The organism is uncultured Pelagibacterium sp., from assembly GCF_963972885.1.
Classification (GTDB): domain Bacteria; phylum Pseudomonadota; class Alphaproteobacteria; order Rhizobiales; family Devosiaceae; genus Pelagibacterium; species Pelagibacterium nitratireducens.
Window position 1 is genome coordinate 25,006 of record NZ_CAXAXY010000013.1, and the last position, 20,634, is coordinate 45,639.

17 protein-coding genes, 1 tRNA gene and 1 pseudogene are annotated in these 20,634 nt (G+C 60.0%); 7 read left to right on the forward strand and 12 right to left on the reverse strand.

What is annotated here, in order from left to right:
• A complete protein-coding gene (locus AACZ55_RS04100; RefSeq protein ID WP_339643391.1) occupies positions 1-765 on the reverse strand; it encodes an extensin family protein in 765 nt (254 codons plus the stop codon).
• Positions 766-891: 126 nt separating this feature from the next.
• Between AACZ55_RS04100 and lepA the strand changes: the two genes are divergently transcribed.
• Both lepA and AACZ55_RS04110 read left to right on the forward strand, forming a co-directional pair.
• Positions 892-2,706 (forward strand): translation elongation factor 4, encoded by a 1,815-nt coding sequence (lepA, locus tag AACZ55_RS04105; protein WP_338608179.1) that lies wholly within the window; start codon positions 892-894, stop codon positions 2,704-2,706.
• A gap of 101 nt (positions 2,707-2,807) precedes the next feature.
• Entirely contained in the window at positions 2,808-3,152 is a 345-nt protein-coding gene (locus tag AACZ55_RS04110) for a YciI family protein (RefSeq protein ID WP_338608178.1), read from the forward strand.
• Between the two features lie 38 nt (positions 3,153-3,190).
• On the opposite strand, the gene AACZ55_RS04115 is transcribed toward AACZ55_RS04110, so the two are convergent.
• The 3 genes from AACZ55_RS04115 to AACZ55_RS04125 all read right to left on the reverse strand — a co-directional run bounded on the left by AACZ55_RS04115 (position 3,191) and on the right by AACZ55_RS04125 (position 6,807).
• On the reverse strand, positions 3,191-3,808 hold the full coding sequence (locus AACZ55_RS04115; protein WP_339643395.1) for a dihydrofolate reductase family protein: 618 nt from the start codon (positions 3,806-3,808) through the stop codon (positions 3,191-3,193).
• Positions 3,809-3,907: 99 nt separating this feature from the next.
• Positions 3,908-5,497: a CRTAC1 family protein gene (locus AACZ55_RS04120; protein ID WP_339643397.1), complete on the reverse strand. Its 1,590-nt coding sequence runs from the start codon at positions 5,495-5,497 to the stop codon at positions 3,908-3,910.
• Complete coding sequence (locus AACZ55_RS04125; RefSeq protein ID WP_339643400.1) at positions 5,494-6,807, reverse strand: vanadium-dependent haloperoxidase; 1,314 nt, start codon at positions 6,805-6,807, stop codon at positions 5,494-5,496. Before AACZ55_RS04125 ends, AACZ55_RS04120 begins: the two co-directional genes overlap by 4 nt.
• Before the next feature lie 212 nt (positions 6,808-7,019).
• Between AACZ55_RS04125 and AACZ55_RS04130 the strand changes: the two genes are divergently transcribed.
• Positions 7,020-7,096: transfer RNA gene (locus tag AACZ55_RS04130), tRNA-Arg, on the forward strand.
• Between the two features lie 398 nt (positions 7,097-7,494).
• Here the strand turns inward: AACZ55_RS04130 and AACZ55_RS04135 are convergent.
• The 8 genes from AACZ55_RS04135 to AACZ55_RS04170 form a co-directional block, all read right to left on the reverse strand.
• On the reverse strand, positions 7,495-8,979 hold the full coding sequence (locus tag AACZ55_RS04135; protein ID WP_339643403.1) for a hypothetical protein: 1,485 nt from the start codon (positions 8,977-8,979) through the stop codon (positions 7,495-7,497).
• Entirely contained in the window at positions 8,976-10,703 is a 1,728-nt protein-coding gene (locus AACZ55_RS04140) for a restriction endonuclease subunit S (RefSeq protein ID WP_339643405.1), read from the reverse strand. Before AACZ55_RS04140 ends, AACZ55_RS04135 begins: the two co-directional genes overlap by 4 nt.
• A complete protein-coding gene (locus AACZ55_RS04145) occupies positions 10,700-12,157 on the reverse strand; it encodes a class I SAM-dependent DNA methyltransferase (protein ID WP_339643408.1) in 1,458 nt (485 codons plus the stop codon). Before AACZ55_RS04145 ends, AACZ55_RS04140 begins: the two co-directional genes overlap by 4 nt.
• A gap of 3 nt (positions 12,158-12,160) precedes the next feature.
• Positions 12,161-14,620, reverse strand: a complete 2,460-nt coding sequence (locus tag AACZ55_RS04150) for a DEAD/DEAH box helicase family protein (protein ID WP_339643411.1) — start codon at positions 14,618-14,620, stop codon at positions 12,161-12,163.
• 551 nt (positions 14,621-15,171) lie between these two features.
• Positions 15,172-15,570, reverse strand: a complete 399-nt coding sequence (locus tag AACZ55_RS04155) for a hypothetical protein (RefSeq protein WP_339643414.1) — start codon at positions 15,568-15,570, stop codon at positions 15,172-15,174.
• Between the two features lie 417 nt (positions 15,571-15,987).
• Positions 15,988-16,512, reverse strand: coding sequence for a hypothetical protein (locus AACZ55_RS04160; protein WP_339643417.1), 525 nt, complete (start codon positions 16,510-16,512; stop codon positions 15,988-15,990).
• 351 nt (positions 16,513-16,863) lie between these two features.
• Positions 16,864-17,256, reverse strand: a complete 393-nt coding sequence (locus tag AACZ55_RS04165; protein ID WP_339643420.1) for a thermonuclease family protein — start codon at positions 17,254-17,256, stop codon at positions 16,864-16,866.
• A 35-nt stretch (positions 17,257-17,291) separates the two neighbouring features.
• Positions 17,292-17,498, reverse strand: a complete 207-nt coding sequence (locus AACZ55_RS04170; protein WP_332716122.1) for an excalibur calcium-binding domain-containing protein — start codon at positions 17,496-17,498, stop codon at positions 17,292-17,294.
• Positions 17,499-17,745: 247 nt separating this feature from the next.
• Between AACZ55_RS04170 and AACZ55_RS04175 the strand changes: the two genes are divergently transcribed.
• The 4 genes and pseudogenes from AACZ55_RS04175 to AACZ55_RS04190 form a co-directional block, all read left to right on the forward strand.
• Positions 17,746-18,309 carry an exopolysaccharide biosynthesis protein gene (locus tag AACZ55_RS04175; RefSeq protein ID WP_339643427.1) on the forward strand — a complete coding sequence of 188 codons (564 nt, stop codon included), beginning with the start codon at positions 17,746-17,748 and terminating at the stop codon, positions 18,307-18,309.
• A gap of 118 nt (positions 18,310-18,427) precedes the next feature.
• Positions 18,428-18,769 (forward strand): annotated as a pseudogene (locus AACZ55_RS04180) (reverse transcriptase domain-containing protein); the annotation flags it as partial.
• Positions 18,770-19,019: 250 nt separating this feature from the next.
• Positions 19,020-20,438 carry an alpha/beta hydrolase gene (locus AACZ55_RS04185; RefSeq protein ID WP_339643430.1) on the forward strand — a complete coding sequence of 473 codons (1,419 nt, stop codon included), beginning with the start codon at positions 19,020-19,022 and terminating at the stop codon, positions 20,436-20,438.
• Between the two features lie 14 nt (positions 20,439-20,452).
• Positions 20,453-20,634, forward strand: a 182-nt coding sequence (locus AACZ55_RS04190) for a hypothetical protein (RefSeq protein WP_339643433.1), incomplete at its 3' end; no start/stop codon positions are given.

Here is a 20,634-nt window from a genome sequence, read left to right on the forward strand (position 1 = left end):
CTATTCACAGATCTGGGCTGTGCAGCTTTGGCCGTGACAGCCCAGATCGAAGTGGAAATGGTCCTCGTGTTCGGAATTGGCTTCGGGGCCGAGGACCGTTGTGAACCGCCCACACGCCGCCGAATGGGCAAAGCCTAAGAATTTGGCTTCCGGCTGGGCCGGCAGGGCACGCCAATCGTCAAGCACCGAAATGGTGCTCCCATCGACCAAATCGACGGCGGTGATGTCGATCGCGTTGCCCAGGCCGTGTTCGGATACGAACCCCGTATCGGCCCCATTGCGCAGGCGGCAGGTGTAGCCCGGCCCGGTGACGAGGCTTTCAATTTCTGTATCGAGCACCGCGACGGCATAGGCATCGACCTCGCCGGCCCAATCGGCCAACGCGGTGGCCATCGTGCAATTGGTGACCGGCGTGCCCGAAAGCGGGATTTCCCTTCCATTGACGACAATACCTGACACCGCGATCGGGCTTTGCAACCCGCAACTGCCTTCCGATAGAGGCGACACCATTTGTCCGATAATCGATCCGGTGAGCAGGGCCGGACAGGCGGCCTGATAGACGCGTTCGAGTTCGCCGGTTTGCCGCTCGGGCTTATCCACTTGCTTGGTCTCGGGCTCGGCGAGAGGCGCCTCCTCAACCCCATTGTCGCCGCCCAACTCTTCGGGGCGCGGTTGGGGCAGCGGGGGCTCGGCCTGGATTTCCTGGCCGATGGTCGGCATTGCTGTGAACAGGACCAAAGAAAACAGCACGGCGATGCGGGTCATTTGCGGCTCCGAAAGGCGATCAGACCCATCTCCAACGCGCAAAGCCGCGACATGTTGCCAAAACTCGCGTTAACCGCGCACAAACCATCTTCCCGAAACGCCGGGTTTGCTGCTATCAGCGGCCCCATGAAAACACCGCAGAAGACCCCGCTTTCCCGGATCCGCAATTTTTCCATCGTGGCCCACATCGACCACGGGAAATCGACGCTTGCCGACCGCCTGATCCAGCTCACTGGCGGGCTCGATCTGCGCGAGATGAAAGAGCAGGTGCTCGATTCCATGGATATCGAGCGCGAGCGGGGCATCACCATCAAGGCCCAGACCGTGCGGCTCGAATATGAGCACACCGATGGCGAGCACTATGTGCTCAACCTGATCGATACCCCGGGCCATGTCGATTTTGCATATGAGGTCAACCGCTCGCTCGCCGCGTGCGAAGGCTCGCTCCTTGTTGTCGATGCCGCCCAGGGCGTCGAGGCGCAGACATTGGCCAATGTCTATCACGCCATCGAGGTGAACCACGAGATCGTGCCGGTATTAAACAAGATCGATCTGCCGGCCGCCGAACCCGAGCGCGTCAAGCAGCAGATCGAGGACGTGATCGGCATCGATGCCTCCGAGGCGGTGGAAATTTCCGCCAAGACCGGGCTGGGGATCGACAAGGTATTAGCCGCAATCGTCGAGCGTCTGCCAGCGCCGAAAGGCGATGAGAATGCTCCGCTCAAGGCCATGCTTGTCGACAGCTGGTACGACCTCTATCTGGGCGTGGTGGTGCTGATCCGGGTGATCGACGGACGTATCAGGAAGGGCCAGAAGATCCGCATGATGCAGGCAGGCGCCTCCTATGAACTCGACCGGGTGGGTGTGTTTACCCCCAAGCTTGTCGAAGTGGGCGAACTGGGGCCAGGCGAAATCGGGTTCTTCACCGCCTCGATCAAGGAAGTGGCCGATACCAATGTCGGCGACACCATTACCGACGACAGAAAGCCGACGGCCGAACCGCTTCCCGGTTTCCGTCCGGCCCAGCCCGTTGTGTTCTGCGGCCTGTTTCCGGTCGATGCGTCGGATTTCGAAGATCTGCGGGCTGCCATGGGCAAGCTGCGCTTGAACGATGCGAGCTTTTCCTTCGAGATGGAAACTTCGGCGGCGCTTGGGTTTGGGTTCCGTTGCGGCTTTCTGGGACTTTTGCATCTCGAGATCATCCAGGAGCGGCTGACCCGCGAGTTCAATCTCGATCTCATCACCACGGCGCCCTCCGTGGTCTATGAGGTGCAGATGACTGACGGCACAGAGCTGTTGCTGCACAATCCGGCCGACCTGCCCGATGTGGTCAAGATCGAGGAAATCCGCGAGCCCTGGATCAAGGCGACGATTCTGACGCCCGACGATTACCTCGGCGCGATTTTGAAGCTCTGCCAGGACCGGCGCGGCATCCAGACCAATCTGAGTTATGTCGGCCAGCGGGCCATGGTGGAATATGATCTGCCGCTCAACGAAGTCGTGTTCGATTTCTACGATCGGCTCAAATCGATCTCCAAGGGCTATGCGAGTTTCGATTACCAGCTCGACGATTATCGCGCCGGCGATCTGGTCAAGATGAGTATTCTGGTCAACGCCGAGCCGGTCGATGCGCTCTCGATGCTGGTGCACCGTTCCCAGGCCGAGCATCGCGGACGCCAGATGTGCGAAAAATTGAAGGATCTGATCCCCCCGCACCTGTTCGTCATTCCCATCCAGGCCGCCATCGGTGGGCGCATCATCGCCCGCGAGACGGTGCGCGCCATGCGCAAGGACGTGACCGCCAAATGCTATGGCGGCGACGCGACCCGCAAGCGCAAGCTGCTCGAAAAGCAGAAGGAGGGGAAAAAGAAAATGCGCCAGTTCGGCAAGGTCGAAATCCCCCAGGAAGCTTTCATCAAGGCGCTCAAGATGGATGATTGATCCAGATTTTCTGTCTGAATAAAAAATGTCGGGTGGCCTAAGCTCCGGTCGTCCTTTGGTCGGCCCGCATGGCGGGTCGGCTCAATATGGAGAACGGACAGATGAAATATCTCACCATGGTGACCACCACCAACGCGGCCGAAATCGGCCAGCCGCCCGCCGAACTGATGATGGCGATCGGGGGTTTGGCCCAGGAGGCCGGGCCCAAGCTCATCGACAATGGCGGCATGGCCAGAATGGGGTTGGGCGCGATCAAAAAGGGCAAGCTCAAGGTGGACGGCCCCTTCACCGAGACCAAGGAAGTGGTCGCCGGCTTTGCCATCTACGAGCTCGACAGCGAGGCTGAGGCCGTCGCCTGGGTTCGTAAATTTCTCGAACTGCACGAGACCCACTGGCCGCAGTGGGAGGGCGAAGTGGAACTGCTCGAGATCATGTCGATGGGCTGACAGCATGGGGGCGCCGAAACGATCGGCGCCCTTGATGCCTATTCCAGCGCGAAGCTTCCCGTCTGGACCGCGCCGGCAACTCCGTAGCGGTTGATGGTAACCCCGCTCGGTGAGGTGACCGAACCGATCAGCCTCAGCGCACTGGGCGCCTCGCCGCCACCGAACAGCCGCTTGCCCTTTCCCAGCAGCACCGGGAAGGTGAGGGTGTGAATTTCATCGACCACGTCTGAGGCGAATAGCGCTTGGATCAATTGCGCCGAACCTTGCGTGAGAAGGTTTCGCCCCTCTTCGGTTTTGAGCTGGCGCACCGCCGCAACGGCATCGCCCTTGAGAACATGGCTGTTTTGCCAGTCCGTTGCATAGCCGGGGTTGCAGGTGGCGACATATTTGTTGATGGCGCCGAACTCGTCGGCCAATTCGTCTTGCCCCTCGAGCTTTGGCCAGTGATTGGCAAAGATCTCATAGGTCCGGCGACCCAGCAACAGATCGTACGGATCGGAAAGAATGGCCTCCATGGCCTTGCCGACGGCTTCGTCGAAATAGGGCACCGTCCATCCGCCGAGCGTAAAGCCGTTATCGGTATCTTCCTGCGGGCCGCCAGGGCCCTGCACAACCCCGTCAAGACTGACAAAGGCAGCAACACTGAGCTTTCTCATTTCATCTCTCCTTTGAGCGCGCCGCGCGGGATCATGTCCCGCGTCCTGCCCCAAGGACGAGCTATCTCTAGGTCAGCCGACATTTTGGCTTATGGTTTTTCAGTTCGCGTCCGGATGCCGGCGCGCCAATGGCGCATCGCGTTCGAGACTGTAAAAGACTCCCGCTTGTACGGCCTGCCATTCACCTTCGGTGCCGTCAGGCCAGAGCATACGGATATCCGCCCTTTGCGCATCGCCCAGCCCGAAATGAGCAAATCCCGCGACCCCGCTCACATGCCCGCCGCCCGATGTGATCTCGCGGCGCTGAACACCATCGCCCGTCCGCACCTCGATCCAACCGCCGATGGCATCGCGATTGGCGCCAGACTGGTGGGGGGCTATTGCCAGCCAGTTGCCCAAATTGTCGCTGACATTTTGCCAAAGCTGGGCGTTGGCGTGCCGATTGACGACGACGAGATCGAGCCGACCGTCGAGATTGAAATCGGCCAGTGCTGCGCCGCGCGCGGTCAGAAGACTGGCAACCCCCGCCTCTTCTCCCGCTTCGAAGAACGTGCCGTCCGGCTGCTGGAGCAGTAGATTATTGGGATCGAGCAGCGCGAAATCGGGCATCTCCCACACATTGCCCTTGGCGACGAACAGATCGGTCAGCCCGTCATTGTTGATGTCCTCGAATTGGGCATGCCATGCCGTCGAGGGCTTGATCTCTCCGCCAGTATAGGGGCGGTGCGCGGTGACGCCGCGCGCATAGGCAAGGTCGGAATAGACCGGAAGCGGGGCGCCCGCGTCAGGAATTTCGGACAGCACCTGAAGCTTGTTGTCGGCCATCGAGGTGAGGAAATATTCTGGATAGCCATCTGAATTGAGATCGTGGCCGGCAATGCCCATGCCCCAGATGCGCAACCGCTGCCAGCCGTCGTCGGGGCCGTAAAGTTCAGGCGCCAAGCCGGCATGGATGCGCCAGAGCTGTTCCTGCCCGCCCTTGTAATACTCCCTGTCATTGGAAACGCGCAGCGATGGCGTGCCCGACCGGTTCCAGTCGGTAAACAGCATCGAAAGCGCGCAATAGCTCGGTGTCAGCGGGATCGGCCCGCCGAAACGATCGTCAGTGATGTCCGGACGGTGCAGCCAGTTGTCGGTGCACGATCCCCAGGGCATCATCGTTTCATATCGATCGACATAATTGCCGATGGCGATTGTCGGCCAGCTTTGCCCGGCCTCCCAGGTGGCGGCAAAGGCCGTGGACCAGCCGTCCCCACCATCAAACCCCCAATCGGTGTTGGCGCTTTCGAACCGGCAATCGCCCAGCCCGCGCATGAGCTGGTTTTCACCCACCCTCAGCAGTACCACATCCATAATGCCGTCGCTGTTGATATCGAGGGGATAGGCGCCGGTTACGGCGTCCATCTCCAACCCGCTTGCCGCTTCTGCAAAGCTGAGCGCGCCGCCAACTTCGCCGGTGTTGCGGTATAATTTTGCCATAGCGGAGCCACCGGCCAACACCATATCGGGCAAGCTGTTGGCGTCACAATCAAAGACGGCTACACCCCCGCCCACCATATACTCCCACTCGCCCGAAAAGACGCTGTCGATCTCGGCGCTGTCGGTGACCTCGACAAAACGTGGAATGGTTGACTCCTGACCCAACGCGGGTGCCGCAAGAAGGATTACCCCGATCGCAAATCGCATCATGACGAGCCCCGCGTTACCAGCGCGTTGGTGAATCCGGCGATGCACAAGCCCTGTTCGAGCCCCTGTTCTATGGCTGAGCGGAAGTGAATACCGCCATAGAGCCGCGAGATCGCCGCTTCTTCGGCTGCCTCCCAGAAACTTAAATAGTGCCGGACAGCCAGCCCGTCATCTTCATGGGTCCGGTCGGAAAAAGCGAACTTTTCGCCGAAATGAGCTTGCAGCATGCCCGCGGCAGCGCCCGATTGGGTGGAATGACCCGAAGGATATTCGGGAAAGGGTGGGGTGATCAGGATGGGCTGCCAATTCGGATCGACCAGTCGGTTGAGATAGGTCACCGGGCGCACGAGGTTGTACTGATATTTTGCGTCCCAACACCCGATAAATGAATCAGCCAGCACGATACCGAGCCGGGCCAGAACATCGACGGTTTCGGCGAGATCGGCATCCTTGCCTTCGAGCGCATCGAGCGTGAGGAAGATCCAATGGCCCGGCGGCGTAGGCGACAGCATCGGATCGTCCGACCAGAACCGGGCGATGGCCTCCTGCTCGTCAGTCAGGTTGACCACCGCGTCGTGGACCTCCATGGCCTCCTCGTAAAACGCCGAGCCCGGCTCTTGGCTGAAGGCGGGTGGTGGCGGCAGAGCACAACTGTTGCCTGCGGGCATGGCAAAGGGGCGGTTGTGTCCCCAGCCGGGCAACAGCGGCGCCTGCTGCACCGCTACCCGATTGGTGGGGACCCAGAGAGCGGGGTCTTCCACGGTCTCGAAATCATAGGGGAAACCCAGATTTTCAACGACCGCCCCGCCATCATCGAGTGACCAATCCAGGATATGCTGTCCGATTGCGGTGCCCAGCGTCGTGCTGCGGGCAACGATTTCCTGATCGATCCCCTCGGCCAGCATCGCTGCCGTGCGGGTGTCCATGGTATTCATGGCGCGCTGGCCAGTGGGACCGGTATTGCCGAAAAACGCATTGGCGCCAAAGCTCATCGCCGCATGCAGCAGGATCGCTTCATCGTAGGCGGCGTCGGGTTCCCGTGTGGGCAGGGGCTCAAGCGCATTGAGCTGGCCGGCGAGCGTTAGGAACCGGTCGTCCCCGCTTGCCACCGTCTCATAAGCGGTAACCCCCAGATAGGCAAATGCGCGGCTGGCCACGGGCGGAGAATAAGTGGGCGTGTGCCGAACAAGTTCAAGAATCAGCCGATTCCAGCCCACCAGCATATCCTGCGCATCGGGCCGCTGGGCCTGTGCCGGGTGAGCTGCGCCAATGGCAACAGTGAGGGTCACCGCCAGAAGCCGCAGCCACGCCAAGCCATTTATATCCCGATTTCCCCCCAAGGCGAGCCTCCCAACTCGATAGACTTTAGTCGCATCTATGCACGGTGTTTGCCACCCCGCAAGGTCCGCTGCAGGCCATGGGCCCCGAGAACCATTCCCTGGTCGCACCGGGTCAAATCCCTGTTGCACCCCGCTCGCGCTTACAGTAGGTTCCCGCCGAACCGTTTGGGCGCCCAGCGCCCCGGGCACCCGTAGCTCAGCTGGATAGAGCGCTGCCCTCCGAAGGCAGAGGTCACACGTTCGAATCGTGTCGGGTGCGCCAATATTTTCAATGGTCTGATCGACATGCTCGGATAGACTTTTGGTGAAATATCTGTGACACGTCCCATTTTTGCTGCGGTACACGGCTAAGTAAGTGCCATCACCCTGCAACGCAAAGGCGGCTCTGCGCCCTCGTCTTGGTCATCTAGAGTCCCTCGGCGGACTCCCAAAAGCTGCCTTGCCTCAAGATCGTGACACTGATTCGAATGGGGTCGGGGCTGACAGTCCGGCATCCTGTATCTTAGCGTCTGCTGGCTCCAAGCCACCACGGCCGGTTAGGAGGGCAAACGAAGGAAATGGCGTGGGCTCTGCCAATCAGCACACGGCCTCATCCGGACGTGCAAGAAGTTATGGCAAGGTCATGACAGCCGACTATCCTGCAGCATAGGCTGCTCGTGCCTATTCAACTCCGCGTACCAGCATCAACAGCCTTTGGAACTCGGCGTTGTCGCTATCGCCCTTCCAGAAGTTGATGAACTGGCAGACCACTTGGAGATTGCCCACCTCGTAGTGTCCGGCGCTGTCGATGCGATCGAGCGAGGGCAAGAGGTTCTTGTCGGCCTCGGGGCCGAGAAACTGGAAGGGGATGCCGGTCAGGGCGCAGCGGTTGTCCTGAAGATCGAGCAGCGAAGCCATCAGCTTCTCCAGCTCGGCCGATGTCATCCGCAATTCCTTATTCTTCAGAACGCGCTGAACGATCTGCCCGTTTGCGTTCTTGACGGTGTTCTCGACCGAAAGGCGCATGGCGATGATAGATTTCTCGCGTCCGCCAAGGATGCGGCCCTCGTCCTTGCCGCCAGCCGCCTTGGTGATCGAGCCTTCCGCCTCCAGCTTCAGCAGCGTCGAGAAAATCCAGCAGAAGGAATGCGCATCGACCAGGCGGACATTCTTCAGGCCGGTGGACGCCTCGATCAGCGGACGCAATGCGACGAGCGTCTCATTGTAGGTCGAATAATTCGCCCAACTGCATTGGCGCAAAGTCGAGAAGTCGATGCCGAGGGCGCGGAAGGCGCGGTCGAAACCCGTCGGCTGAATCGGCATGAACCGATCCATGTCCTTGAGAAAGAAGAAGTAGGCGAGGAGCGGATACTTGCCGCCCGTCAACTCGCTCAGCCGGTCAAAGGTCGCACCCTCATCGGCGCCGCCGCGAAACAGGCCGAACAGCAGGCCCTCGATCTCGCGACGCAGCTTCGGGTTCGAACCTGCCTCCAGCAAGGCGCGGTGATCGCGGTTGGCATGTCCGAAACGGTTCTGCCAGAAGACAAGATTGTTGGTGAGGTTGCTCCGGCCGTCGTGAATTTCGATTGCTTCGATCATGCGATCCAGAATCGCGCCCGAACCGATATCGGTTTCCGACCATTCCCCGGCGCGAAGTAAGCCTAGTGCATGGTCTCGCAGGCGCGGCTTGTAGCTCTCCCAGACGGCGGTAAGCCCTTCCCGGAAGCCCGTAAAGGGATGGCCGGACTTTGCCGCGATGAGCGCCTGGAAGCGCGCGAAGGCTTGGCGGAAGGCAGGCGGATCAATGGCGGCACGTGCGGCGATGTTGCGGGGTGCGCTGCCCGGACCGGCATACCAGTCCAGAAACCTGTCCAACGCGCCGGGGCTATCGACCTCGACACGCAGCGTCGTCGGCGCCCGAAGCGGCAGGAGCGGCCCGTTGATGTTTGAGTTGCGATTCGAAGCGGCATCCATAAGGCGCACGCCGGCGAGGTTCGGCGGCGCGGGCGGCTGGAACCAGATGCGCGTCTCGGTGGCCTCGCGATGAACGGCAAGAGCTTTGCCTGATGGCGTCTTGAACCCGATCACATAGTCGGTGGGCGGCTTGACCGGTTCGCCCAGCCGAGACCTCAGGATCGCCTCGGCATCTGTAAGCGCGAGAGTCATTCCGCCGCCTCCGTGACTGCTTCGGCGGTGGGGGCTAGCGCCTCGTGGAGGAGGGCTTCGAGGAGGCGGGCGCGGGTGGTGTCGACACTGGTGAGCGCGGCCTCCAGCCGGTCGCAGAGGGCCATAAGGGCATCGACCTTCGCCACGATGCGGTGTTGTTCGGAGAGGGGTGGAAGGGGGATCAGCATGTTCTTCAACGCCGATCCACTGACATTCGCCTGGCCCGTCTGCTGCTTGATGTGCGGAACGATCTGAGTTTCCCGAAAGTCGGGGGCGTTCATTGCGAGGTTGACGTAGATCGGCGAAGTATCATCGACGCTCAACCGGATGCGGATCAGGTAAGACGCGAAGGTCAGGCTGTCGTCGACTCCCCGATATAGACCCGTCTTTCCGACCAGTTCGGCACTATTCGTCCGGTTGTAGAGCAGGTCTAGGTTCTTCAAATACAGGCTCGGCAACTCGTCCGAAGTTTCGGGGATGCGTTTCTCATTCGTGCGAAAGACCGCTCCGTCTTGAATGTTGCCCATCGTGAGAACCGGTATCCCCGTTTCCGACGGTGCAGCCTTCGCTGATGTTCCGTATTGTGTGAACAGTGCCAGATCGCCGACGCGCACCCATTGCCAAGTGGACGGAATCTGAAACGGCGCATCATCCTCTTGAGCGGGACTCAAAGGCTTCTCGCGCCTCAGTTCCTTACTTCGCACCATTGCATCTCGCTTGGCGCTGATCGCTTCGAGGGAACCGGTCACCGGCTCGTCGGTCGGGTCCTGCTCCACCAGTTCGCCGCGGACGGCGAGGTTGAGGATGGTCTGGCGGAGGGGCTTGATCTGGTCGGGGCGGGTGGTGAGGGCGGGGAGCGTGGCGAGCGCGAAGCGGGCGTAGGCGGGGAAATCCTCTGGGGCCATTTCGGGTGCGGTCAGGCGGGCTAGGCTGGCGGCGGTCAGCCGGTCGCGGGTGGCCTCGCGCGCGGTGCGGGCAGCCTCCAGCCGGTCCAGCAGCGCCATCAGCTCCTCCACCCTCGCCACGATCCGCCGCTGCTCGGAAAGGGGCGGGAGGGGGAACGGAATGGTCATGAGTTCATCGAGCTTGATGCCTTTGACGGTGAGGCCCGTGCCCTCAAGGCTATTGGTCAGGAAGAAGTTGTACACGAAGTCAGTTTCGAGATGTGACGACAGGAACAGCGCTCTAAGGTCCTGATTGATCGCCACAGCAACGCGACTGATGGACAGTTGTCCTAACCCCATCCGCGTAACCACAATGAGGTTGCCAGGAGGAATCAGGTTAGACGAACTGTTTGCAAGGCCATCTCTGGTGATCCGATCTAGCGTATCATCAATATACTTCGACTTTCCCACGTCTTTGACGCTCGCCCAGCGAATATCTCCATCCCAGTAGGAATGGTTGTTCTTAGACGGAGTGCCGCCGCCCATGTGGTTGTTGATTATGTTACCTAGCGGAACGATCGCCCACCCATCCGGGATGACGGTGTCGAAACTGTTCGGCAGTTCGTAAGTCTTTGGCTGCTTGATCTCCCCCGCTTTCACCAGCAGCGCCTTCTCCGCTGCGATTCGCTTCAACAACTCCGATGCCGGTTCGTCGCCCGCGTCCTGCGCCACCAGCTTCCCCCGCACGGCGAGGTCCAGCACGAAGCGGCGCAGACGGACGAAGGCGTCGGGCGCCTCGGCCACCTTCTCATAGAGTGCCAGCAGCCGTTCCGCATTCATCGCGCAAGCGCCTCGGACAGGATCGCCTTCAACTGGTCGCGGAGCGCCGCCACCTCGGTCTCGGCGTTGGTCAGATCTTCCAGCAGCGTCTCGGGGTCGCCGTGATCCTCGGCCAAAGTGTGGGGGTTCTTGATGTCGAGGTTGTAGCCGCGGGCCTTCACGTCCTCGGCGCTGACCTTCCACGCGCGCTCGGACTCAACCCGCCCTTCGCGGCGCGGCCCGCCCCACCAGGCAGCGCAGTCCGAAAGATGCTCCAGCCGGATGGGTCGGGTCATGGAATAGGCCTTCTGCCCCTCGGGCACCCGATGCTCCCAGAACCAGATGTCCTGCGTCGGCGCGCCCTTCTCGAAAAACAGCAGGTTCGTGCCGATTGAGGCGTAGGGGCGGAAGACCGAGTTCGGCAGGCGCACGATGGTGTGGAGGTTGCATTCCTCCATCAGGTGCTCCTTGAGCCGGGTCTTGACGCCCTCGCCGAAGAGCGAGCCGTCGGGCAGGACCACCGCCGCGCGGCCGCCGGGTTTCAGCAGGCGGATGATCAGCGCGAGGAAGAGGTCGGCGGTCTCGCGGGTGCGGAAGTGCTGGGGGAAGTTGGACTCGATCCCGTCCTCCTCGCGCCCGCCGAAGGGCGGGTTGGTCAGCACGATGTCCACACGGTCCGACGCGGTGTAGCTGATGTAGGGGCGGGCCAGCGTGTTGTCGTGGCGCACGAAGGACGGGTCCTCGACGCCGTGCAGCAGCATATTGGTGACGCAGAGCATGTGGGGAAGTTGCTTCTTTTCGACGGCGTGCAACCCTGCCTGCATCGTCTCGCGCTGCGCGGGCGTGCGGACGTATTTCTCCTCCATGTGCCGGATGGAACATGTGAGGAAGCCGCCGGTGCCGCAGGCGGGGTCGAACAGAGTCTCGCCTGGATGCGGGTCGATCATCTGGACCATGAAGGAAGTGACGGCGCGGGGCGTATAGTATTCGCCCGCGTTGCCCGCCGATTGCAGGTCGTTGAGCAACTGCTCGTAGAACTCGCCGAAGTGGCGGCGTTCGTCGAGGCTGTTGAAATCGACCTGATTGATCTTGTTGACCACCTGCCGAAGCAGCTGGCCGGATTTCATGTAGTTGTAGGCATCCTCGAACACGTCGCGCACGACGCGGCGGCGATCGCCCGGCTTAGCCGAGACCTGGAGGCCCTTGAGGGCGGGAAACAGCTCGTCGTTGACGAAATCGAGCATGGCCTGCCCGGTGATGCCCTCGGGGTCCGCCGCCCAGTTCCGCCACTGGAAACGCTCGGGGATCGGCGAGCGGTAATCGTGGCGCGTGATTTCGAGTTCCTGGTCCTGATCGTCGATGATCTTGATGAAGAACAGCCATGTGAGCTGGCTAATGCGCTGGGCATCGCCATCGACGCCTACGTCCTGGCGCATGATGTCCTGAATGGATTTGACGGTGGTACGGACGATCATGTTTCAGGCAGTCTCCTGGTATAGCGCGTCCTGCAACTCGTGGACGGCCTTCTCGAAGCCTGCCTTGCCGCCGAACGCGTTGATGAGTTGAACAACGCTGCCCATGTCGGTGAAGGGGGTCACCTTCAGCACATTAGCGTCGTCGAGATTGAGCACGCCCTCGTCGCGGTACTTCTCCAGCAGGGCATCGAGGACGGCGCGAGCTTGCGGCCCGTACTTGGTGAACACGTCACGCTTCTTCACGTTTTCGGCCCGTTCGCGGCGCGTGAGGGGCTTGGCATCGAAGGCGACATGGCAGATCAGGTCGAACGGATCGAGGTTCTTGCCAAGTTCGTCGGCGATGGCGTCGAGGGCCAGCCCTTCGGCCTCCAGCTCCTCGACGACGGCCTGCTTGCGCTCGGTTGAGTTCCAGCGCTTAAGGAACTCGTCGAGGCTGGCGAAGCGTTTCCTGAGGGCGTTCTTGGTGAAATCGCGCAGGGATTCGGTGACTAGCTTGCCGTTCTCGTCGAGGTATTCCACGCGCTCGGCGATGATGCGGGCGCCGACGCCATCGACGTAGATCTTGCGGACGGGATCGCCCTGCGGCAGCGGCAGGCCGGGCTGATCGACGATCGTTTCGTCCACGCCCGGCGTCGGGGGGATCGGGTCCTCGCCCTCAGGCGATGCAGGTTCCTCGTCGGGCGGCGACATCGGGTCATCAGCGCCGGGCGCGTATATCTGCACCGGGTCGCCATCGAAATCCGGGTCCGCGAAATGCGCGGTCGCGCCACGGAAATCGATCAGCGTGAAATAGAACTTCCTGGTGTCCTCGTGCACGCGGGTGCCGCGCCCGACGATCTGCTTGAACTCGGTCATCGAGCCGATTTCACGGTCGAGCACGATCAGGCGGCAGGTCTGCGCATCAACGCCGGTGGAGAGCAGGCGCGAGGTCGTGACCAGCGTGGGCCACTTCGATTCCGGGTCGATGAAGTTGCCAAGCTGGTCCTGGCCCTCCTTATCGCTGCCGGTGATGCGCATGACATAACGCGGGTTCTCAGCCACCAGATCGGCGTTCTCGTTGATCAGCGCCTGGCGCATGCGGGCGGCGTGTTCCTGATCGACGCAGAACACGATGGTCTTCTGGTACCGGTCGCCGCTCTCTTTGAGGAACGCCGTGATCTTCTTCGCCGTCAAAAGGGTGCGGTCGTCCAGAACCAGCGTGCGGTCGAAATCCTTGGCGTTATAGATGCGGTCCTCGACCTCGTTGCCGTCGCGGTCCAGCTGGCCTTTCTCGGGCCGGTAGCCTTCTACGTCACGGTCGATGTGAACTTTGATGACCTTGTAGGGAGCCAGAAATCCGTCGCTGATCCCCTGCTTCAGCGAATAGGTGAATACAGGCTCGCCGAAATATTCCGTGTTGGAGACATATTCCGTCTCCTTCGGCGTGGCGGTCAGGCCGATCTGCGTCGCACCGGAGAAATGGGTCAGGATTTCACGCCAGGCGGAATCCTCGGCGGCACTGCCACGATGGCATTCGTCGATCACGATGAGATCGAAGAAGTCCTTCGAGAACTCCTTGAACAGCTTCTGGCGCTCTTCCGGCCCGGTGATCGCCTGATAGAGGCCGAGATAGACCTCGAAGGAGGTGTCGATGCGTCGTTTCCTGTCGAGCGCCAGCGTCAGGTCGACCGAGGTGCCGTCCTGCCGTTCGATGGTCTTGGCATTGGTTGAAAGCTTTGCCATTGCCGCGCCAAAGGGGCGGAAGTCGTTCACCATCGTCTGGTCGATCAGCACATTCCGGTCGGCGAGGAACAGGACGCGCTTATTGCCTTCGGGGTTCCAGCGCCGTGATTTCCATAGGCGCCAGATGATCTGGAACGCGGTGTAGGTCTTGCCCGTGCCGGTCGCCATGACCAGCAGCACCCGGTCCTGGTCCTTGGCGATGGCCTCGATCGCCGCGTTGACCGCGTTGACCTGGTAGTATCGCGGCTCTTTGCCGCTGCCGTCGTCGTGGTAGTCTTGAAGAACAATCTCCTCAGATTCGCCGTCGAGTTCTTTCCAGGCGCGATAGCGCGCCCACAGGTCAGCGGGCGACGGGAAGGCGTCGAGACCAAGGTTCAGCTCGTGCGGCGAACTGGCGCCGGTGCGGTCATGGAATACGAAGCCGTCGCCGTTCGAACTGAAGACGAAGGGGATCTTCAGCGTTTCGGCATAGTCGAGCGCCTGCTGCATGCCGTCGCCGACGCTGTGGGAGTTGTCCTTCGCCTCGATCAGGGCGATCGGAATGTTCGGCTTGTAGTAAAGAACAAAGTCGGCCTTCTTCGCCTTGCCGCGCGTCACCAGCTTCCCGCGCACGATGATGCGGCCCTTGGTGAAATAGACCTCCTCCCGAACCTGCGCCATCTCGTCCCAGCCGGCGTGTTTGACGGCCGGCAGGATGAACTTGGTGCAGATGTCGCGTTCGGTGAGCGCTCGTTTGTCCATGCTTCCCCCACGGACTTATCGCACGCTCGCCCGCTTTCGCAATAAAAAATCGAGCCAATTGAGTGTCGGCATAGATCAGATCACTCAAAGAGGGCCTCACGCGATCGAATTGATCGGGTTACCCACATTCTCTAATGGTTCGCAAGTACAGCCTCGTGGAGTGCCGGCCTGATCATACCCCCTGCGAAGTGGAATGAAAAATGCCCTCCAACGTCGGTACTATAACGGATGCCGAACGTCCGCTTCGTCCCAATCCTCGTTAAAAGCCGCAATTCCGCTAACGGCCCCGATCCCGCCATTACATTTGTGATGGAAAATGCCCGCGCGCAAAGGGGTTGGCGTGCACCGCTGACCAACCGCCTACAGTCTAGCAATTGAATTGGGCACGCTGGACACCGTGTCATGCATGGCTCGATCAGTCACACGCTATTGCGCCTCCGTGTTGATGCTGACCAGATCGCGGACGATCCCGCCCAGATAGCTGGCGCATCCGCAACGTGGACTATTCGGGCAATAACTGCTGACGCCAATTGCTCAGCGCGTAGCAAACCTCACGCTGTTCGTTGCAGCTCATCTACTGGAATGCCACCAAGGTCGATCTCTTTATCATCGTCGATCGTCACGCTCGCCTTCACCTCACCGGAAGTGTGGAATTCGATAGGCATTCCCACAAATGTCAAAATGAGCGGCTGGCTGGCGTCTTCAACGAAAAACGCGCCTTCCGCCGTGCACTTTGAAGGCTCTTTTCCGGTGCCTGTTATAGTAAATAAGAACTTGTGATCGCCCTTTGGCGGTCGAAGCATCTTAAACCAGACGGACATGAAAAATGTTGACGGGAAGCTGTTGAGTATAATGTTACTGCCGTAAACGCCGACCAAGATGTGCTTTCCACTATCCTCGCGTCGGATATCATCGCAGAATACCAGCTGAAAATCGTGCGCCGTTATCATACAGTCTCTAATTCGCTATGCGACTGGTCAGCGTAAAGCTTTCTGACCATCACGCGCATTGACGTATTCTTTTCAGAACTCACGGGGGACGTCCGCCTCGAGTTCGAGTAGTCGCCAAAGCAGTTCGGCTCCCGCATATTTGCGGGGGGCTCGCCCAAGGGCTTATAACTATCTACCCGCAAAGCGCTGCCATCGATCGCGAACAAAATCTCAGCGCATGTGTCAATCGTCCAATTACCGGGCGCGCCTAAGAGCCTAGAAATCTGTGACGGTTCCTTATGCAGGCGTTTTGCGAGGGTTGCTTGCGTGAGGCCCGATTCCATGAATTTGCGCACGATATAGTCGTACAGCCCATCCCTAGTCATTTCGGCAACGTACCCAAGAGCACGGCGCGAAATCGCATAGTCACCAGCGGGTTCAGCCAGGAATGGTGTTTGTTGAGAAATATTGTTCATGGTTCCGACCTACTAAAGGCTGTTTATCTGGGAACATTGACGTCCAAACTTGTTGGCATCGATCAACTTCCGCTTTGAATTTTAAGTTTTTTCGCTTGGCCCAAGTCAGAAGGACCAGCACGTCGCACCCTGCCGAGCAGCCAAAAATACGAAGTTCGGGCTTCGGATCGTTGATCCGCACATCGAGAACGCCTTGGGGGATATTGTGGTTGCGAGCCACTAGGCTTGTTACGCTCTTATTCATTGGGTCCATCGCGAACACGAACACGCCCCCACTGGCGATATAATCAATCTTCGCTCTAGCTTTACCCGAGACCCTTTCCAAGTCTGGGCTTACCACCGCTTCATCACCCACGAGATCGTACACCTCCTGGCTGACAAAAATATCGCGCTTCACCGAAAGCCCAGGCAAAGCAGGCACGATAAAGTGCAGTTGACCATCTTTGAGCAGTTCCTTGATGGTCTCCGCTATTGACATATAAGTCAACACACTCGCTGTTTCAAATTAACTTTCGGTTACCGTCCTGCGGTCATTCGTCCCGCACCGGCCACTTTTGCTACCCCGAATCGGTCGAGGGGATTAAATTTCGAAGCAGTGTAGTTGAAGTTTTGCCGCGGCAGCAATCAAACTAACTAGAAGTCCAATCGCCGAGGCAGTTGAAGGGAACTGGAAGTAGCAGAGCCGCTGTACTATTTAACCGCTGTGAGCAGAGGCATGAGAGCTAATCCAATAGAAAGAACGATGGAGAGCGCGCCGCAAGCAATCAAAAATCTGATCAGCCAGCCAGTTCTCAAGTTCACGCCCATCTGCACCGAACTGCGATTGTCCGACTTGCAATCAATCGCACCACCACTCGTCGCCGTCCGGCCACCACCGCGCCAAGCGTTCTTCGACCAGGATTTCGCCGACGTCGCGCCCTTCGATATGGATCGTGCCGATCTCACGACCGAACCCGCCCTGAGAGCCCGAAAGCTCGAGCTTCCACGACCGCGTATTCAACAGCTCGACAAGCCGGTCGGACGCTTGTGCGGCCAGTGCCTTTTCACGATCGCCACCGCAGATGTTCGTTTGAGGTTCTGGCGTGTCGTAGCCTTCCATGCGGACGTTCACACCCTGGAGCCAGATCGTATCGCCATCGACGACACATGTCTTGTCGGCGGTGTTGGGCTGGCCCGGCCGGCACTTTTCCCACTGGATTGCCTGGGCGGCACATGGCGGGGATACAAACATCGCGACCGCGACACGCAAAATCGGCAAGCGCTTCATCACCGAAGAGATTCGCACGCTATGCCATCATTGTCGGCGTCGAGCCGATGCGGGTCGCCGGGCCGGTTGGCTTCGTAGAAGGCTTGGGCCTCCTGCCAGGAACGGAAATCGGAACAGTCGCGGTCACCGGCTTGCGCCCAGACCGGACCAGATGGCGCGGCCATAGCGACGGCGACCACCGCGGCGCGGATGAGATTGCGTTTCATGAATTCCCCCAAAATCTACCCGCCGATGATTGCCGCCCCTGGTGGGCGTGTCAAATCGGTTGTCGAACGGCTCCGCTGCGACGCTCACCGATGAGGTCATGCCGAGCATGGCGTCGGCACCGGCACATTTCCTGAACCTTTTGCCCCAAGCGAGCGTTTTGCATCGCGCGTGCGGTGCTCTGAAAGCGATTCAATGACTGATGCCGTTCGATCTAGTGGCGATGGCACTGGACACTCAGATAGGCCATTGTCCAAGCTGATCGACGAGCTGAAAGATCGTACCGAGAACGGGCAAGAGGTCTCTATTGGCCTCGTGCAGGAGATTGCGGGCGCGCGCTCAGCCGGCCCAGTACTGCTGCTGCCGGCGCTTATCGTAATGTCGCCGCTGAGCATTATACCGGGCCTCCCTTCCATTGTTGGGATCAGCACAATTCTCATCGCCGGGCAGGTTGCTTTGGGGCGCGACCGTTTGTGGCTTCCACGATGGCTTACAAAACGCTGTATTCCCGCGAAGCACGGTCGGGCTCTTCTGCGCTTTCTGGCACCAGTCGGTGCGACGGTTGACAAGCTCGTGAAACCTCGTGCGGAAGAAACAGCCGGACCGTTCTTCCGGCGGATTGGCGCGCTCGTCTGCGTTCTGATCGGAGCTATCATGCCTGGCTTGGAACTAATTCCTTTCACCTCGACCTGGGCAGCGAGCGTCATTGCCGTTTATGCACTCGCCATTACGGTCAAGGACGGCTTTCTTGCATTGGCTTGGTCAGGGATGGTGCTCGGTATTTTATTGGCGGCCTGGGCAGTCTTTTCTTGACTGCGAACACCACCTCGGGCGGACCTTAAAGGGCGAGGCTCGGGCATAGAGGGACCGCAAGCCTCGCCGGCCGAGCCACATACGGACGCATGATGGCCGGCGCGACGACACCATGGCCAGTCCGGAATGGAAACCTGCCGTCGCCTATTGCCGCTATGCCGATGACTTCGTCGTCATCGTCAAAGGGACGAAGGCGCAAGCCGAGGAAATCCGGGAGGAATGGCGGGTGTTTCTGGAGGGCGATCTGAAACTGACGCTGAACATGGACAAAACCCATGTCACCCACGTCAACGACGGGTTTGTCTTTCTGGGGCACCGGATCATTCGCAAGCGAGGGTCGGGCGGACGAATGTCCGTCGTTACGACGATACCCAAGGAGAAGGCCAAGGCTTTTGCTCGCAAACTGTCCGAGGTTCTCTCCGGCGATCATGATCTTGGCAAGGTCGACATGGTCGACCGAGCGAAGAGACCAAACCTAACCCCGACGGTGTTCTACAGAACGCGGGGCTATTCAACCGTGGACTAATTTTACACCGCGGCTCTCAGCTTGAATCACGCCAGAACAAACCGTTCAATGGACTTCTCAAACAGTCTCTGAGTGAAAACAGTGTTTGACAGGATACCGTGTGAAAAGTAGCTTGGATTAGTTAGAGAGCTAAACGTTTTCACCGCTCCGGTGAAGCGTCTGGCTTGTTCAGGAGGAGAACAAGATGACCTTTGACACGCTTGAGAAAAGCTATCGCAAATATCTGAAGAACGGCACCGCAGCGCTCGCGTTGCTGGCGACGCTTGCCGCCAGTCCAATGGCGCAGGCACAGCAAATCGAAGAGATGAGCGGCACCCTGCCCGACGGCACGGCCTGGCTGATCAGTGTGCCCGCCGACTGGAACGGCGTGCTCCTGCGCGATCTCGACTATGCGGCGAACTCGGAAACGGAGCGCTTTACGGATCTGCTGAGCAGAGGTTACGCCTTCGCCGGTCTAGCGCGCCACCCCATGCGCACCTGGCAGTATGATCCGCAGCAGGAAATACACAACCTCGAGGCCGTTCAGACGATTTTCGAGGAGCAATACGATCCCGAGTGGGTGCTGGCATTCGGCTGCTCGGGAGGGGGTCACGTCAGTCTCGCCGCCGCCGAGGATTTCTCCGATCGCATAGACGGCGCGGTCGTTCTGTCAGCGCATACACCGGTGTGGATCATGAACAGCTACCTTGATGGCTGGTTTGCCATGCAGACGCTGCTCGCGGACGCATATGAGGAAGCCGGCCTAGGGTCCGCGAGCGACCTTCGCATTGTCAATATGCCGAACGGCGCCGGCGCTGACGGCAGGACGTTCAGCGACATTCAGGCCTCCTGGCGCAGTGCAGTGGAAACATTGGGAGCGACCCCCGAAGGACGGGCGCGCCTGGCCCTGGCCTTCGCGATCGGCCAATGGTCTCCTTGGGAAGCTGCGGATCAGCCACTCCCTGATCCTCTCACGCCGGAAGCGCTGGCCGATCAGCTCGTGGCCTCGGCGCTGCGCCTTACGGGTACCGTCGGCGGCCAATCGCGCGTGATGTTCGAGAATTCAGCCTCCGGGCAGCAGCTTTCGGGGAATGAGGGCATCGATTACGCGGCCTTCTACGAGAACGCATCGCCAATTATGAAGGAGCTCGTCGAAGATCTCTATGCAGAGGCGGGGCTGGACATCGACGAGGACATTGAGCGCATCAATTCCGCTCCCCGTATCACGGCGTCCGATTATGCGCTCGAGTACTGGGGCCAGCCGGGAAGAACTGCGGACGGGAACCTGCTAGTACCCACGATCCGCGTGCACAGCTTGGGCGACAACTCGATTCCCTATAGCCTGATGCAGGGCTACCAGGCGCTTGTCGAAGAGAAGGGAAAAACCGATCTCTACCGTCAGTCGCTTCTCAAGTTCACCGACCATTGCGGCTTTGAGACGGCCGAAACGACCGCTCTCGTTGAGGTGATGATGGAGCGGCTGGAAACGGAAGAATGGCCCGACACCTCGCCCGAAGCCCTGAATGCCGCCGCCGCCGAGCTCGATCTGGACGAGGCCCGCTTCATGGAGGAAGACGGTTGGCGCGTTGAAGAGTACAATCGTACCTGGATAGCCGGGGAATAAAGGCATTCCATGCAATGATGCGGAACGCGGATTGGTCGGCTCCGGCCTTCACCGCCGCTTTCGCCGCACTGTCCCCATCCACGGCGCGATTTATCGATACTCGTGCCGTGGACACGCTGGGCATTCGCTGGCGACGGCTCTTCCGTGCTCCCGCAGTCAGGCGGCGTAAGCTCACGACCCTGCTGATCAGCATTCC

Bases quoted from the DNA above. Each gene is read 5' to 3' on its own strand.
- AACZ55_RS04100 (WP_339643391.1), bottom strand. From the start codon at position 765: ATGACCCGCATCGCCGTGCTGTTTTCTTTGGTCCTGTTCACAGCAATG.
- lepA (WP_338608179.1), top strand. From the start codon at position 892: ATGAAAACACCGCAGAAGACCCCGCTTTCCCGGATCCGCAATTTTTCC.
- AACZ55_RS04110 (WP_338608178.1), top strand. From the start codon at position 2,808: ATGAAATATCTCACCATGGTGACCACCACCAACGCGGCCGAAATCGGC.
- AACZ55_RS04115 (WP_339643395.1), bottom strand. From the start codon at position 3,808: ATGAGAAAGCTCAGTGTTGCTGCCTTTGTCAGTCTTGACGGGGTTGTG.
- AACZ55_RS04120 (WP_339643397.1), bottom strand. From the start codon at position 5,497: ATGATGCGATTTGCGATCGGGGTAATCCTTCTTGCGGCACCCGCGTTG.
- AACZ55_RS04135 (WP_339643403.1), bottom strand. From the start codon at position 8,979: ATGACTCTCGCGCTTACAGATGCCGAGGCGATCCTGAGGTCTCGGCTG.
- AACZ55_RS04140 (WP_339643405.1), bottom strand. From the start codon at position 10,703: ATGAATGCGGAACGGCTGCTGGCACTCTATGAGAAGGTGGCCGAGGCG.
- AACZ55_RS04145 (WP_339643408.1), bottom strand. From the start codon at position 12,157: ATGATCGTCCGTACCACCGTCAAATCCATTCAGGACATCATGCGCCAG.
- AACZ55_RS04150 (WP_339643411.1), bottom strand. From the start codon at position 14,620: ATGGACAAACGAGCGCTCACCGAACGCGACATCTGCACCAAGTTCATC.
- AACZ55_RS04155 (WP_339643414.1), bottom strand. From the start codon at position 15,570: ATGATAACGGCGCACGATTTTCAGCTGGTATTCTGCGATGATATCCGA.
- AACZ55_RS04165 (WP_339643420.1), bottom strand. From the start codon at position 17,256: ATGTTTGTATCCCCGCCATGTGCCGCCCAGGCAATCCAGTGGGAAAAG.
- AACZ55_RS04170 (WP_332716122.1), bottom strand. From the start codon at position 17,498: ATGAAACGCAATCTCATCCGCGCCGCGGTGGTCGCCGTCGCTATGGCC.
- AACZ55_RS04185 (WP_339643430.1), top strand. From the start codon at position 19,020: ATGACCTTTGACACGCTTGAGAAAAGCTATCGCAAATATCTGAAGAAC.